This is a genomic window from Blautia sp. XA-2221, from assembly GCF_028767025.1.
GTDB lineage: Bacteria > Bacillota > Clostridia > Lachnospirales > Lachnospiraceae > Blautia_A.
The window spans coordinates 44,523-61,354 of record NZ_JAJQXX010000002.1 but is presented as its reverse complement, the minus strand read 5'-3'; the positions used below and the strand labels follow the sequence as shown (position 1 = coordinate 61,354).

10 protein-coding genes are annotated in these 16,832 nt (G+C 43.0%); 1 reads left to right on the top strand and 9 read right to left on the bottom strand.

Features of this window, described 5'->3' with window-relative positions; all coding sequences use genetic code 11:
* Positions 1–124: 124 nt before the first annotated feature.
* Both LU279_RS02145 and LU279_RS02140 read right to left on the bottom strand, forming a co-directional pair.
* Positions 125–1,936 carry a DUF6320 domain-containing protein gene (locus LU279_RS02145; protein WP_274420600.1) on the bottom strand — a complete coding sequence of 604 codons (1,812 nt, stop codon included), beginning with the start codon at positions 1,934–1,936 and terminating at the stop codon, positions 125–127.
* Positions 1,937–2,080: 144 nt separating this feature from the next.
* Positions 2,081–3,022, bottom strand: a complete 942-nt coding sequence (locus tag LU279_RS02140; protein WP_442870140.1) for an alpha/beta hydrolase — start codon at positions 3,020–3,022, stop codon at positions 2,081–2,083.
* A 346-nt stretch (positions 3,023–3,368) separates the two neighbouring features.
* Between LU279_RS02140 and LU279_RS02135 the strand changes: the two genes are divergently transcribed.
* Positions 3,369–4,409, top strand: a complete 1,041-nt coding sequence (locus tag LU279_RS02135) for an acyltransferase (RefSeq protein ID WP_274420598.1) — start codon at positions 3,369–3,371, stop codon at positions 4,407–4,409.
* Positions 4,410–4,477: 68 nt separating this feature from the next.
* Here LU279_RS02135 and LU279_RS02130 read toward each other — a convergent pair whose 3' ends face one another.
* The 7 genes from LU279_RS02130 to LU279_RS02100 all read right to left on the bottom strand — a co-directional run bounded on the left by LU279_RS02130 (position 4,478) and on the right by LU279_RS02100 (position 16,830).
* Complete coding sequence (locus tag LU279_RS02130) at positions 4,478–7,705, bottom strand: AAA family ATPase (protein WP_274420596.1); 3,228 nt, start codon at positions 7,703–7,705, stop codon at positions 4,478–4,480.
* 1 nt (position 7,706) lies between these two features.
* A complete protein-coding gene (locus LU279_RS02125) occupies positions 7,707–8,858 on the bottom strand; it encodes an exonuclease SbcCD subunit D (protein WP_274420594.1) in 1,152 nt (383 codons plus the stop codon).
* Positions 8,859–9,245: 387 nt separating this feature from the next.
* Entirely contained in the window at positions 9,246–9,986 is a 741-nt protein-coding gene (pflA, locus tag LU279_RS02120) for a pyruvate formate-lyase-activating protein (RefSeq protein ID WP_274420592.1), read from the bottom strand.
* 2 nt (positions 9,987–9,988) lie between these two features.
* The gene (pflB, locus tag LU279_RS02115) at positions 9,989–12,244 is read right to left on the bottom strand and encodes a formate C-acetyltransferase (protein ID WP_274420590.1); all 2,256 of its coding nucleotides are present in this window, start codon (positions 12,242–12,244) and stop codon (positions 9,989–9,991) included.
* A 355-nt stretch (positions 12,245–12,599) separates the two neighbouring features.
* Positions 12,600–14,003, bottom strand: a complete 1,404-nt coding sequence (locus LU279_RS02110) for an alanine/glycine:cation symporter family protein (protein WP_274421160.1) — start codon at positions 14,001–14,003, stop codon at positions 12,600–12,602.
* 149 nt (positions 14,004–14,152) lie between these two features.
* Entirely contained in the window at positions 14,153–14,899 is a 747-nt protein-coding gene (locus LU279_RS02105; protein WP_274420588.1) for an SDR family NAD(P)-dependent oxidoreductase, read from the bottom strand.
* Positions 14,900–15,048: 149 nt separating this feature from the next.
* On the bottom strand, positions 15,049–16,830 hold the full coding sequence (locus tag LU279_RS02100) for an amino acid ABC transporter ATP-binding/permease protein (RefSeq protein WP_274420585.1): 1,782 nt from the start codon (positions 16,828–16,830) through the stop codon (positions 15,049–15,051).
* Between the last annotated feature and the right edge of the window lie 2 nt (positions 16,831–16,832).

The following is a 16,832-nucleotide window of genomic DNA, read 5'->3' as shown; positions in this document are numbered from 1 at the left end:
AACAAAAGAGGATTTCCCAACAATATTTCCCAACAATAAAAGGCTGCCGAAGCTTTGACTGTCAGGTCTTTATTCCCTGCGGTTTCAAAGCTTACAGCAGCCTTTTATGTTATTTGCTGTAAATTTACATTCTTAATTTTTTGTGGAATTCTCCAATGGTTTTTTTCTGCTGAAAAATAAATAGTCCTGCCAGCACCAGAAAACTGATCCCGGAGCAGATCACAGACGGATAAGGAAACGTCACCAATCCTGTCCATAACAGAATGATGGGAATGCATCCTGCTATTCCTGCCTGAACAAGATAAAACAGGTATTCTTCCGGTTCCAGATGGTTTACCTTGGCGATTACAGGAATAGAACCAAGCACTGCCATTGCCCCAAAGGGAAGCACAAAGTTTACCGACCACCTGTGCCAGCCTGTAAATATATCCCAAAAAACAGCAATAGCCGTTATGATCAGAAGCTGCCACATTGCATTTTTCAGTATATTTCTCCGTTTGGTGTATCCCACAGACACCACCAGCCACGCACAAAAGCTTCCTGCCGCCGCAAACCAGAACCAGTTCAGGGTCTGGGCGGTCATGTAATTGATCATTCCGCACAGCACTGCTGCCGCCAGGCAAAGAAACGTAAACGTCTGGTATGCCTTTCTGCCCTCTTTTTTCTGCTCTTCCCCGCATCCCGGAAAATCATTTCTCTCTTCTGTAAATGAAATTTCATCCTTTTTCAGATATTCAAGAAAATTCCTCTGAATACTTTCTCCGGGAATTTTTGAGGTAAATCCCAGAAGCAGCTCATCTCCGTAAGAGCAGGAACAAAGCTGCAGCGCCTCCGTACAGGTAAAAAATCCAAAGCGTTCAATATACGGTTCATATTCCTCGGGAAAACGAACCACCCCTATATTGGAATATACAGTCGTGATCCTTCTGCTTCCCAGAGCCGCGCCTACCATAAGGAAATATTTTTTTACTTCCAGGGGGACTGCACGGATCACCGGATTCTTTTCCAGCCGCACATATCCGTTCATATGCATGGCGATCTTTTCTTTTACAAGCTCTGTTTCAAACTGTTTTTTTACTTCCTCCAGCACATCCCGGAAGGTGGTTGTTTCTGTAAATGTATATCCTACTTCGATCCATCCGAAAAAGTTTGCCATGGATTCCGAAGGAAAAAAGTTCCTCAGATTTACCGGAACCATCAAAGTAACAGGACGCTTCTGACGGTTTCTGGGAATCTCCTCATGAATGGAACAGATAAAGATCGCTGACAGATACGCAGTAATAGAAGCGCCGTAAGAGCGCGCTTTCTCCAGGATTTCCTTTACAGGAATGGAAACCTCCAGAATCTGCATATCGTCATGCCCCAGCATTTCTCCCTTCAGCCTTACTGCCCGTGGCTTCTTCTCTTTATTTTTCGGAGTTTCCGAGGAATAATACTGGGAAAAGCTGTCCTCCTCATGATCCCGGAAAGTAGTTCTCTGTTCCATTTTCTGTTCCGGAAACTGTGTTTCCGGATGCCGCAGCTTCAGATAATTCTGTACCAGCTCCTGAAGAAAATTCCTGGCTCCGGTACCGTCAGTAAGCGCATGATAAACCTCAAAATTAATACGGTTTTCATAATAAGAAACCTCAAACAAAAGTGACTTTTTATCCGGAATATAAAGCCGGCTGCACGGAGGCTTTATTTCCTCCTTTGCAACAGCTCTGATATCTCTTCTCTCCAGATAAAACCAGAAAAGTCCCTTTCTCAGCACCACCTGAAACAGGGGATATTTTTCCATAGTCTGGTCCAGAGCCGTCTGCAGGATCTGCGGATCTACTGTTTCTTTCAGCTCACAGTACATCCGGAAAACTCTGGTATCATTCTTGTCTGTTGCGGGTGGAAATGCCAGAGCCGCATTATCCAGCTTTCGCCAGTTTGAATATCCTGATTTCACATTTTCTGCCTTCTCTCCTATAATAGTTCAAATATATCATAGCCTTAATCAACAGGCAAGAAAGGATTTGAGCAGACTTTTCCCCACTATCCACAGATTTTTCTGTTCAAACATAAAACAATCTTTTATGGAAATGGGCAAAAATCAGACCTCTCTTTTTTTCAGAAACTCATTCATATGCCGGAAGCTTTCCTGCACATGAAAAAAACGGATCCCCAGCGCAAAATATCCATGAAGCGCATTGGAAATTCTGTGTATCTCCACATAGTTTCCTGCCTGCTCCAGCCTTTTTCCATATTCTTCCCCTTCATCTCTTAAAGGGTCAAACTCCGCTGTCAGAATCAGCGTATCCGGCATATCGCTTAAATCTTTTTCCTTCAAAGGTGAGAAATATGGATTTTCACGATCCTCCGGACTGCTCTCATAAAGCTTCAGATAATTTTCCATTCTCTCAGAAGTCAGCAGATAATCTGTTCCGTTGGTATGAACCGACTCATAGGGGGACTGCTCTGTATAGCAGTTACCCAGAGCCGGATAGATAAGTATCTGCCGCTTTGGCATAAACTCTTCTCTGTCCCTTGCCATAAGGCACACCGCTGCCGCCAGATTTCCGCCTGCGCTGTCCCCCATGATCGTAATTTTGTCCGGATCTATGTTCAGATCAGGATTGGTATACAGCTCTCTGGCTGCCGCATAGCAGTCCTCCAGACCTGTGGGAAAACGGTATTCCGGAGCCAGTCTGTATTCTACAGAAATCACAATATGTTTCGTGTCCTGCGCCATCCGGGAACATACACGGTCATAATTTTCCACGCTGTCAGTCACCCATCCGCCCCCGTGAAAAAACAACAGAATAGGGCAGGAATTTCTCTCTGACGCCTCCATTGTCATGGCATCCTCTGAAGGAAAATAAACACGCACAGGAACCTCATATTCTCCATTATATACCTTTGTGTCCAGTTTTTTTACAAATATCCTCATGGCATCCAGCTTTTTAAGGTCTGCCAGCCGTCTGGCTGCATCTACTTCAACATTGCTGTAAGATAGCGCATGCAAAATTGCGCGCATTGTCTTTGATATCAATATTTTATCCTCTCTGTTTATCGTTTATCTCATTTTTACGCTTCCATCATATCATTATCAGTTTTGTATGACAATCATTTCCCGCATTTATCTTATGGTTACAGAACGCTCCGTTTACATCGGCCTTGTCAAAACACATTGCAAAGTTCAGGCGGATTTCATTAAAAAAGCAAAATTCCCCGTTTCATCTGGTAAGTTTTTGATGTAAAATTGATTATAAGGAATCCTCTTTCTTTTTCAGCAGATTTTTTCAGTTACCTGATTCTACACCAAAAGGAGAGAGAATCCCTTATATTTTGGACAATTTTAAAAATTCCCATCAATCATTATCAAAATTGGAGAGGTTAAGATGAACAAAGAAAGAAATATATCTTTAGATATTACACGGATAATCGCAGTGTTGGCAGTGGTAATGATACATACAAATGTAAAGTTTGTAACTTCGTATAATATCGCAACACCGGAATTTTTTTGGGGAAATATTTTTGACAGTATATCACGAATAGGCGTTCCTCTTTTTGTTATGATTTCAGGAGCATTAATGCTTGACGAAAACCGTAATATCAGCATAAAAAGTTTGTTTTTAAAGAATATAAAAAATATTGCTTTCCTTTTGATCTTTTGGTCCGTACTATATTCCTGTATTTATAATATAGTGTTTCCATTATCGAAAGGCAAATCCCTGAGTTTTAAGCGTATCGTTTCTTCAATGCTTCTGGGACATTATCATATGTGGTATCTCTATATGATCATCGGTCTGTATCTGATAACGCCGTTTCTCAGAGAGTTTATAAGCAAAAAGAATAAAAATTTAATTTTGTTATTTTTTGCCGTTTCTGTCTTAACACAGTTTTCGCAGCCCATACTAAACGCTTTGTCATTATTGTGGAACGATGTGATTTATTTCGTAAAATTCATAGAAAAATTCCGTTTAGATTTTTTCGGCGGTTTTATTACCTATTATATTATCGGATGGTATCTTACGAATATTAAAATCAAGAAGAAATGGAGCTTTTATTGCATGGGATTTTTTTCCTTGCTGATCACTGTTTTATATGTTCAAATAACAAAGGATTATTCTAATGGCTATTCCAATATGAATCTTCTTATTTTGCTGTATTCAGTAGCTGTGTTTATTGCATTGAATTGTGGAAAAAAATGGACACCGGACAGCCGATTAAAAAATATTATAGAAGTATTATCCAAATTGAGTTTTGGCGTCTATATCGTTCATCCTCTTTTCCTGACTGTTTTCCGCAAAATTTTTGGATATACAAAAGCGCCTCTCCAGTATATATTAATCTGTTATGTGGTTGTAACGATTCTGTCCTTCGCAAGCTGCTTTGCTGCATCTAAAATACCGGGTGTCAAAAAGCTGATCAGAGCATAAAATAATTGATCCGCTCACAGACAAAGGGCGAAGATATTGCTGTTGCGTATCTTCGCCCTTAATTTATGTCAGCTGAGCTGCCATCTTACATGACTTCCGACCTCATCTTTGGTTACGATCAACTGATCCTCTATCTCCTGCTTCAGTTCTGTCACATGAGAAATAATTCCGATCAGCTTCGAGCCTTCTGCCATTTCCAGTAATACCTTTACAGCCTGATTCCTGGAATGTTCATCCAGAGAGCCAAATCCCTCGTCTATAAACATAATATCCAGGCTGACCGCCGCAGAACTTTCCTGAATCTCATCTGCCATTCCAAGGGCAAGAGAAAGAGCAGCCATAAAGGATTCCCCTCCGGAAAGTGTCCGGATCTCCCTCTCTTTTCCGGTAACTGTGGAATATACCATTAGATCGAGCCCTCTGTTTTTGCCCTCTCCCGCCTTTTCCAGATCGCACATACGAAGCTCAAACTGACCTGCGGACATATCCTGAAATCTGCGATTGGCTGCATCCAGGATTCTTTCCAGATAATAGCGCTGCACATAAGTTTCCAGATCCATTCTGGAACCGCTGACATTGCCCGAAACCAGGCTGTAGAGATTATCAAGCTTTGCATGTTCCTCCACCAGACGTTTCCTGTCCGTATACTTTGGAGCGAGAGCATCATAAACCGACTGATCCTCCTGATATACAGACTTTAACCCGTCCCTGATACGCCCCAGATCTTCAAGGTTTTTCTCTGCTTCCTCTGCCTGACTGCATATTTCTTCCAGCACAGGACGCGGCCTTTCTCCTATTGCAGTTCTCATTGACTGTGCGCTGCTTTCTGCTGCCGTCCTGTTGTTACGGAATGTATTTACCTCTTTTCTGAACGCTTCAGCAGCATCCTTTTCATAGGTGTCAGTAAGATATTTCCATTGTTCCTCTGTAAGATTTTTCTCCTGCAAAAGACTTTCATAAACCCTTTTCTGCCTGTTTTTTTCTTCTTTTTGCCCGGGCAGCTCCGCATCATATTTGCGGATAAGAGCTTCTGTTTCTATACTTTTCTGTCTTACCTGCTCAGCTTTCTCTCTGGATTTTTTCAAAGCATTTTCTTTCTGATTCTTTTTGTTTTGCGCTATATTCCGGGCATTTTTTGCCTCATCTTCAGAAGAAAAATCGGCAGAAGATGAATATCCGGAAAGCTCTGATCTGGCTCCTTCCAGCTCCGCCTGTTTATTTTTTTCCTTCTCCTGAAAGCTCTCCATATCTGCTTTTAAAGAAGGCTTACGTTTTTCCAGTTCCTCTAATTTTTCCCGGACTTCTGCTAATGTCTGCGATTGTTTCTGATATATAAGTCCTTCTTCCTGAATCTTCTTCTTCCATTGTTTTATCAAATCCTGCGCCTGTCCGGGAGAAAAATCTTCCGGAAGATCCGGGATATTCCTGCGCATTTTATCCTGTAATTTCACAAAATTTTCTTTGAAATCCCGATCTCTGGCATCTCTCAGGTTAATATTTGACTTCACCTCTCCGGAAAGTTTTTCCTGCTCTTTACGAAGAAGATCTGCGTCCTGTCCAATCTGTTCTATCTTATCCTGGGAAAGTTCTTTATGCTCTGCTTTCGGAATACAAGGGCTTGGATGCTCTGTTGATCCACATACAGGACACGGTTTCCCGGGCTTCAGCTCTTTAGCCAGAAACCCTGCCTGAGCATCCAGAAAAGCACGTCTCAGATTTTCGTATTCCTGGTTCTTTTTCTCATATCTGTCACTGACATCCTTATATTCCTGTTGCAGATTTTCTGCAGCCGCATTATATTTTTTTATTTCCTGATACATACCTGACAGCCCTTTGAGATCCTCTATCATCATTCCAACCTCGTCCATTTTGGACTGACATACGGCAAGCTTTTCTCCTGCATCAAAAAGAGTTTTCTCCTGCTCCCGGTATTCTTTTTCCTGATTTTCTACAGATGCGAAATCATCCTTTGCTTTTTTATTTTGCTTTTGAATATATTGAAGTTCGCTGGCAAGCTTCTCTGCTTTTTGTTGACAATCCCTTATTTGCCGGAATAATTTCAGAGCATTTTTCGCCTTTTCATCTATACGATTGAACTCTTCCTGAGCCTGATCCCGCTCCTTCTCCGCTTCTTTTTCTTCTTTCTCTGCCTCCTGTTGTATTTTCAGAAGCTCCGGCAACTGACTGTTCAGTTCTCTTAAAGCAGTCTCTGTTTTTTCTGCTTTCTGCCTTTTTTCTTCCAGCTGGTCGCTGGATACTTTTACGTCCCAGGCCGCCTGAATCTGCTCTGCCAGCCGTTCTTTTTTCTCCATTTCAGAAGCCAGTTCTCCGCATTGAGCAAGTTTCTTTTCCGCATCCTCCAGCTGAGAGAATAGCTGCTGAAGATGTTGGGCTTCCGTATATTCATCTCTTTTTTTATCCCTGACTTTCGCCGCTTCACTGTAGCGTTTTTCTGCTGTTTCCAGGTTCTCTTCCAGAATCCTGCAATACTGGAACAGTGTTTCCAGAAATTCTCCTATTACAACAATCTCCCCGGCTGTAATCTGCTTTTTCAGCCTATCCAGGCTCTCTTCCAGAACAGCTGTCTCCTGCCATAATTCTTCCTGGCCCTGTTTTTCCATTCTGTCTGACAGAAGCTTTACTCCGGCTGCCTGACTCTGACACTGCATTTTAATACTTTCAATGTCCTTTTCCTTTGCCTTCTTTCTCTTTTTCAGTTCCACAGCAATATTCTCATACATTTCTGTATTAAAAAGCCTGCGGAATATTTTTTTCTTATCGTCAGATTTTGCCCGGAGAAGTTCCATAAACTCTCCCTGTGCGATCATGGCTATCTGCATAAACTGATTTTTGGTAAGTCCGATGATCTCCTGGATTTTTCCATTGGATTCCTTCTGAGGATATTCCGTGCCATCTGGCATGATCAGACTCACAGAACCTGTAATCTCTCTGGTCCCAACACCCTTTGCGGCTCCTCTGGTGAGTTTTTTCAGGTGTCTGGGCACACGATGTACTGTATAAATATCCTGCGCCTGCCCGTCTGTAAATTCCAGCTCCACATATGGTTCAAGATCCAGCGCTGCATACTGACTCTGCAGAACAACGCCCTCTTTTTTATTTGATACAGAGCTGGCTTCCCCGTACAGAGCAAAAACGATCGCATCAAAAATCGTAGTTTTTCCGGCTCCCGTATCGCCTGTGATCAAAAAAAGATTCTGATCTGTCCTGGTAAAATCTATAACGGTTTTCTGCCCGTAAGATCCAAATGCCTGCATGGTAAGTTTCTGCGGTCTCATTCTATTTCACCTCCTGTACCGTGTTCAGTACGTCTCTGAGAATATCTTTTTCTTCCTCATCCATATCCTTCAGAAATCCGCAGCACAGTTCAAAAGGATCCAGCAATTCCCGGGCTTTGTTTTTTCTGCTGTAGTCTGCTTTTCTCTGATTTTCCCGGCGGATTTCCAGAAGATACGGAAAAGCAAGTCTCAGTCTGTCCTGCATATCAATAACATCAAGATCTGCCTTATCTGTAAGAATTACCGTCACATAATCCTGGCATTTCTGTTCCAGAACCTCTTCCAGACTTCCTTTTATCACCCGAACCTGACGTAAAGGCATAAGAGGAAGAACCGTAATTTCCGGCGCTTTTTCTTTCTCTTTTATTTCCACCATAAGAATCCCCTTCTGCTGTGCCGCCTCGCTTACAGAGCAGGCCAGAGGCGTTCCACAGTAGCGAAAAACTTCCTTTCCCACTTTCATGGGCTTATGGATATGCCCCAGCGCCGCATAATCAAACTGTTCCAGAATATCTGCGGAAATCTGGTCAATATTCCCCACAGTCCGTATCTCCGAGTCCATTCTTTCCACATCATCCGCAGCTTTTCCCACAGAAAGATAAAACTGATGGCTTACCAGAATGTTTCTCTCTTTTTTATTTATATCTTCTCTTTCGATCAGCTTGTGAACTGTTTCATCATAAGAAAGATTATTGCCGTTTTTATCTGTTCCTGCAATCATTTTTACCATAGACGGCTTCACAAAAGGAAGAAGATAAAAGTTTACTTTACCATAGGTATCCTGCAGTACGACCTTCTCAATATATTCTCCCTCACGCTGTGGCGGAAGTCCAATCATATGCACTTTCTGTCTGGAAAGCACGCTTCGGAAACAGTCCACTCTTGGACCACTGTCATGGTTTCCGCTGATCGCCATAACCGTCATTTCCGGCGCTGCCTCAGTCAGCTGTCCCATAAAAGAATCAAATACCTGTACTGCCTCCGCAGACGGAACCGCTTTGTCATAAATATCACCTGCGATCACCAGAGCGTCCGGTTTCTGTGCCTTTACCATATCCACAATCTGCCGGAAAATATATTCCTGATCCTCCCTCAGATCCCGGTTCATTAGCTTTAACCCAATATGTAAGTCTGATAAATGAAAAAATTTCATGCGTCCTCCTGGTTCTTTGTAATCATAAATCCTTACTGTCAGTAATGCTGTTTTTATAGTTTGTATACAAAATCCCCCGGTTCTGTCCACACAGGTCCGAAGGATTTTCGTTTGTTCTCTTTTATTACATTCAGAACATTTTATCTTTACAGGTTCGTTTCTTTCATTTTAGCAGACGTGTGCAGCACTGCCAAGCAAAAATTTTCTTAACGGTTCCATTTACAGGAGCCTGATCAGAACACTATACGGGCAGCAATTTTCATCTCTTCCATAAATAAACAAAAACTGCTGCAAGCTTACCTCGTCCGACAGATTATGCCGGAACTACAGGTTTCTTACAGCAGTTCTCATGCTTATATTTTCAATTATGAAAGAATTTTCAGGCAGTTAGTTCGCGCCCAGAATCTCTCTGGCATTTTTGATCCGTTCCTCTGTGGGAGGCTTCACACCTTCCAGCGGATAAGGAATTCCCAGCTTTTCCCACTTAAAGGTTCCCAGCGTATGATAAGGAAGAACCTCCACTCTCTCCACATTTTTAAGAGTTTTAATAAAATCAGCCAGTCTGTGGAGATATATGTCGTTATCGCTTCCACCAGGCACAAGCACATGGCGGATCCATACAGGCTTGTTCATCTCTGAAAGCTTTTCTGCCATGGCAAGGATATTTGTGTTAGTACAGCCGGTAAGCTTCACATGCTCCTGTTCATCAATCTGTTTGATATCCAGAAGAACAAGATCTGTGTACTTCATCAGCTCCTGCCATTTGGAATAAAAAGGCTCTTTTTCTGTATAAGGGTTGGCGCTGGTATCCAGTGTGGTATGCACGCCGGCTTCTTTTGCCAGACGGAAAAATTCTGTCAGGAAGTCAATCTGCAGAAGAGGTTCCCCTCCGCTAACTGTGATCCCGCCCTTTTCACCCCAGTAATTTTTATACCGAAGTGCTTTTTTCAAAAGTTCTGACGGTGTGTATGTCTGTCCTTCTCCCATTTTCCAGGTATCCGGATTATGGCAGAACTGACAGCGCATACCGCAGCCGCTTAAGAAAATCACAAACCGGACGCCCGGGCCGTCAACAGACCCGAAGCTTTCCAGTGAGTGAACATATCCTTTGATCTCTTTTTTATCCATTCTTACATTTCTGCGTGGCAGGTTCTGGCAATAACGTCCATCTGCTGCTCTCTTGTAAGGTCGATAAATTTAACTGCATAACCGGAAACACGGATTGTGAAGTTTGCATACTCCTCTTTTTCCGGATGTTCCATAGCGTCGATCAGTTTCTCTTTTCCAAATACGTTTACGTTCAGGTGATGAGCGCCCTGATCAAAGTATCCGTCAAGTACATGAACGAGGTTGTCTGTACGCTCCTCATCACTGTGTCCCAGAGCATCCGGATTGATAGTCTGAGTATTGGAAATACCGTCAAGAGCATCCTCATAGTCAAGTTTTGCAACAGAGTTCAGGGAAGCAAGAAGTCCGTTCTGCTCTGCGCCGTAAGACGGGTTAGCACCAGGTGCCAGAGGCTCGCCTGCTTTTCTTCCATCCGGAAGAGATCCTGTAGCTTTACCATAAACAACATTAGATGTAATGGTAAGAATGGATGTGGTAGGTTTGGAATCACGGTATGTATGGATGTGTTTCAGCTTTCCGAGGAAAGTAGACAGAAGATTTGTTGCAATCTCGTCTGCTCTGTCATCATCATTACCATAACGTGGGAAGTCTCCCTCAACAATAAAGTCTGTTGTAATTCCGTCTTCATCACGAATTGCTTTTACTTTTGCATATTTGATCGCAGACAGGGAATCTACTACATGAGAGAAACCTGCGATACCGGTTGCAAAGGAACGGTCAACCTTTGTATCGATCAGAGCCATCTCTGCAGCTTCGTAGTAGTATTTGTCATGCATGTAGTGGATCATGTTCAGGGTTCCAACATACAGATGAGCCAGCCAGTCCATCATCTGATCATATTTCTGAACTACCTCGTCATAGTCAAGATACTCAGAAGTGATCGGCTGATACTGAGGTCCTACCTGCTGTTTTGTCTTCTCGTCAACACCACCGTTGATCGCGTAAAGAAGGCATTTTGCAAGGTTTGCACGAGCTCCGAAGAACTGGATCTCTTTACCTGTTTCTGTAGCAGATACACAGCAGCAGATGCTGTAGTCATCTCCCCATACCGGACGCATTACATCATCATTCTCGTACTGGATAGAACTTGTTGTAACAGAAATATTTGCAGCATATTTCTTAAAGTTCTCAGGCAGTCTTGAAGAATAAAGAACAGTAAGGTTCGGTTCCGGAGCCGGTCCCATATCCTCAAGTGTATGAAGGAAACGGAAGTCACTCTTTGTTACCATATGGCGTCCGTCGATTCCCATACCTGCTACTTCCAGAGTTGCCCATACCGGGTCACCGGAGAAGAGCTGGTTGTAAGAAGGAATACGAGCAAATTTTACCATACGGAATTTCATAACCATATGGTCAACAAGCTCCTGAGCCTCTGACTCTGTAATTGTACCATTCTGAAGATCTCTCTCAATATAAATATCAAGGAAAGTAGAGATACGTCCAACGCTCATTGCTGCGCCGTTCTGAGTCTTGATAGCTGCAAGATATCCGAAGTACAGCCACTGGAATGCTTCTCTTGCATTCTTAGCCGGCTGAGAAATATCAAAACCATAGATCTGAGCCATAGCTTTCATTCCCTGAAGAGCGCGGATCTGGTCAGCGATCTCCTCACGAAGCTGGAAGTCATAACGTCTCATACCCTGACGGTCGCTTGCTGCAAAGTCTTTCTGTTTTTCTTCGATCAGAGCGTCGATACCGTAAAGAGCCACACGTCTGTAATCGCCTACGATACGTCCACGGCCGTAAGTATCCGGAAGACCTGTAAGGATCTTATTGTGACGAGCTACTTTCATCTCCGGTGTATAGATGTCAAATACACCCTGGTTATGTGTTTTGAATTCGTAGTTGTTAAAAATGTCTTTGATCTTGTCGCTTACTTCATATCCGTAAGTTTCACATGCTTTTTCTGCCATTTTGATACCGCCGTATGGCATAAATGCACGTTTCAGCGGTTTGTCAGTCTGAAGACCAACAACTGTTTCCAGATTTTTCAGATCTTCATCAATATATCCCGGGCCATATGCAGTAAGAGATGTTACAACCTCTGTCTCCATATCCAGAACACCGCCGTTGGCACGTTCTGCCTTCTGAAGCTCCTGAAGCTTGTCCCAGAGTTTGTTTGTTGCCTCTGTCGGCTCTGCCAGGAATGAAGAATCACCGTCATATGGTGTATAGTTCATTTTAATAAAGTTACGTACGTCAATTTTCTCTTTCCAGCGATTTCCTTTAAATCCTTCCCACTGTGAAAATTCTCTCATGTGATCAGCACCTCTTTCTTGTAAATATAGGTCTCATGTCCTGAAGCTTTTTTGTACAGCTGTCAGAACTGTTTCATTAATTATTTGATGCGAACATTTCCTGTCCACACTGTCAGTCTATACTGCTTTTGCAGCTCTGTCAATTATTTAACACATGTTTCCCATAAAGTACAATCCGGGGCTCTCAAACGCCTGAAAACGCTTGAAAATCCCCGGATTTTTTATGTTTTCTTTATATGGATATACAGGTAGAAGTTCTTTTGCACCCGCATATTCCAGATTCCATTATACCCAAATTCAACATTCATCTATTGGCAGCCTTATTCCCACCAATAAAATTCTGCGCTTAAAAATATTAATTCCAGAAGTCTGTCTTTGTTTCCAGATTAATATCCTTCGCTTTAAATACAGGATTCTTTCCGGCTTTTTTCTGCTTGAAGTAATCCTGCATACAACGAATGGCCGGTTTTGCAAGAAGCACGATAACAGGAAGATTAATAAGAGCCATCAGCCCCATAAGTACATCCGCTGTGTCCCACACCACGCTGAAATCCATCGTTGCTCCCAGACATACAATAAGAGCCGCTGCGATACGGAAGATATTCATGATCAGTTTTTTCGGTGTTTTGTCACAGATGTAGCGAAGTCCCATTTCTGCATAATAAAAATTTCCGATCAGTGTAGTAAATGCAAATAAAAACAGAGCCACTGTAATAAATACAGAACCAGCGCTTCCCAGTGAGCCTGCCACAGCCTCCTGTACATAAGGCATTCCGGCGATTCCTTCTTCCGGTATCACACCGGAACACAGAAGCATAAATCCTGTTGCACTGCAGATCACAATTGTATCAATATAAACAGAAAGCATCTGAACAAGCCCCTGTTTTACAGGATGAGACACGCCGGCTGAAGCTGCGGCATTAGGAGCAGAACCCACACCGGCCTCGTTTGAAAAAAGTCCCCTTTTAATTCCCTGCATAATTGCGGAACCTGCAAATCCGCCAAAAATAGCAGAAATATCAAAAGCGCCTTTAAAAATAGATGCGATCACTCCTGGAAGGAGATTCAGATGTGTGATCACAATAAACAGAGAAACTCCTATGTAAAAGATTCCCATTAACGGAACCAGAACCTCTGTGATTTTGGAAATGCGTTTGCTTCCGCCAAAAATACAGATCCCGAAAACAACTGCAAGGATCATACCTATCACAAGGGGTGTTGTCCCAGGCTGATAAAAATCATATCTGCGGAAAGAATCTGAAATATTAAAAGCTGCAACCATGTTGAAGCCGCCCATATAAGTTACAATAAGGACTGCCGCAAACAAAACTCCCAGCCATCTTTTTTTCAGTACAGCCTGAATATAGTATGCCGGACCTCCGTAAGAACTTCCGTCTGCCGCTTTTCTTTTATAAATCTGCGCCAGCGTACTCTCAATAAACGCAGATGCGCTTCCCAGAAGAGCGATCAGCCACATCCAGAACATGGCTCCTGCTCCGCCGATACAGAGAGCTGTGGAAATTCCCGCAATATTTCCGGTTCCCACTCTGGATGCAGTGGAAACCATCAGCGCCTGGAAAGAAGAAATTGATTTTTCATCATCTTTTGGCTCCATAACCACCTTAATGGCTTCTTTCAGCGCTCTGAACTGAATTCCTTTTGTTTTGATGGTAAAATAAATTCCCGCGCCTACAAGCAGGATAATAAGGATATAGCTGTACATCCAGTTGCTTAATCTACCTATTACTTTTCCATACACCTCAACAATTCCTGAAAACAATTGTCAGTACCTCCTGTTTTTTATTGTGCGTAAATCATGCATATCTTACCATAAAATCAAGGGTTCTGACAAGAAAAAAGAAGCCGCTGCGCCGGAAACAATACCGTATAGGCAAGAAACTGTCCTGTTCAGGTTCTTGCCATTCCGTCTACACTTAACACCACGCCTGTAATATAAGACGCCTCATCTGACGCAAGAAATACAAATGCATTGGCAATGTCTTCCGGCTGTCCCAGCCTGCGCAGCGGAATCTGTGCGATCATCGGCTCGATCACGCTTTTTGGCACAGCTTTCATCATGTCTGTTTCCGTAATTCCCGGAGCCACTGCATTGACGCGGATCCCTTTTGGACCAAGTTCCCTTGCCAGTGAAACCGTCAGCCCGTTTACTGCAAATTTAGAAGCCGGATAGGCAATCCCACTGGGCTGTCCGTAAAGACTAACCATAGAAGACGTACTTAAAATCACTCCGCTTCCTCTTGCAACCATACACTCTGAAGCCGCCCTTGTTGCATTGAATACTCCTTTTACATTCAGATCCATTACTCTGTCAAAAGCTTCTTCTGTATACTCCACAAAAGGTGTACTCTCTGATACCCCTGCATTATTCACAAGAATATCTACGCATCCATACTTTGCAGTCGCTTCTCTGAATTCATTTCTCACACTTTCCAGACTGCTGAGATTAGGACTGATTCCTGCCACAGTCCTGTCCGGATATTTTTCCTTCAGGCTTTCCACTGCTTTATCTGCTGACTCCTGAGAGCTTGCCGCCAGAATAACTGTGGCTCCCTCTCTCAAAAAAGCATCTGCTGTGGCATATCCGATTCCTCTGCTTCCACCTGTGATAATCGCTACTTTATCTTTTAACCTCATATAGGCTACCTCCCTGTCGTTTATGCCTGTATCATACTCTTTTGGAAATAGCCTGTCTGTGATAATATCACCTAACCGTAAAAAATTTTCGTACTTTTATCTTCTACGAAGCTCTCCCATTCTCTATTATCAAATTCTTTCATTCTCCATTACGAAACTCTCCCATTCTCCATTTCATACACCACATCTGCCACGTTCATGGTAGATTTTCGGTGAGAAACGAGAACAACTGTCTTTTCATCCGATGCCTCACGAAGCGATTTCAGAATAATCCCTTCATTCAGAGAATCCAGGTTTGAAGTCGGCTCGTCCAGAAGAATAAAAGGAGCATCATGGAGAAACGCTCTGGCAATTCCTATCCTCTGCTTTTCTCCTCCTGAAAGAGTATCTCCCAGTTCTCCGATCTCTGTATCATAACCTTTTGGCAGACTCATAATAAAATCATGAACCGCTGCTTTTTTTGCAGCCTCTGTAATCTCCTGTCTGGAAGCGCCTGGTTTTCCCACTGCAATATTATTTGCTATGGAATCATGGAATAAATGTGTTTCCTGAGTCACATAACTTTCTGTGTCCCTCAGACAGTGCGTGGGGATCCTGCGCACATTTTCTCCGTTTACGGAAATTTCTCCGGAATCTGTATCCCAAAACCTCATCAAAAGCTTCAAAAGTGTAGATTTTCCGCTTCCGCTGGTTCCATGTATTCCCACGATTTTGCCGGCTGGAATTTTAACGGAATAATCTCTGAGAATCTCTTCTTCCTCATAGGAAAAGGTTACATGAGATGCTTCAGCCCCGGAAAATCTCTTTTGTACAGAGTCCTCTCCGGAAGAATTTTTCCCGGACATCCGGATATCCTTCTGTTCCTCATAAATTTCTTCTACCCGTGGCTGTTCCTCCAGAACAGACAGCACTCTTTCACCACTTGCCAGAGTCTGGTTCAGATTATTAGACAGATTTGAAAGCGCTACCACCGGACCAAAAGATCCCATCATAGCTATTGTGCAGATAATCACCCCGTCAAATCCTACCGCCTGTTTTCCGTAAAGATATAAAGTAAAAAACAACATTCCGAAGGATGCCAGAAGAATCGCCAGATTTGTGACTGATCTCTGTCCGCCTTCCATACGGCTTAATTTTTTCTGCATCTCCGTAAGATCAGCAGATTTTTCTTCCATCTGATCTTCACGTTTTTTTCCCTGTCCATACTGTATGGTTTCGTCCAGCCCCCTGAGAGAATCCAGCACAAAGCTGTTCAGCTCACCGAATTTTGTACGGAACTTCATTCCGACACTTCCACCTCTGTGTCCGTTCCACAGGGGAACGAATACACCAACGATCAAGTAAGCGCACAGCGCAAAGATCCCCGCTCCCACATGATAACTTCCTATAAAAATCACCATGATTAGAGAGGTCAAAACTGCAATCGCTACCGGCGAAATCGTATGGGCATAAAAAACCTCCAGAAGTTCAATGTCTGTGGTAATAATAGAAATCAGGTTTCCCTTATCGCGTCCTTCAAGCTTTGCCGGACAAAGCTTCCGCAATGCCGCAAAAACCTTATGGCGGATGATTGCAAGAAGCTTAAATGCAATAAAATGATTGCAATATTGCTCCGCATAATGAAGGATCCCACGGGCAACAGCCAGAACGATTATCAGAATAAAAAGGTTCTTCGCTGTCATTCCCATAAAAAACCCCGAATGCACTGTTCCGGACACTGGTTCCAGACCATGAAGAAGTGTCTGACCTGCCAGTATTGTGAGAAAAATCGCACACAAATAACCTGCAGTTCCCAGAAGAACTGCCAGAATCATAATGTGGATCAGAGGTTTTACCAGTCCGATCAGACTTCCCATAATCTTCAGCGCGCCTCTTCGTCTGTCCGGCAAGACTGTTTTTTCTACTCTGCCGTAATCCGTATTCCTGCTCATTT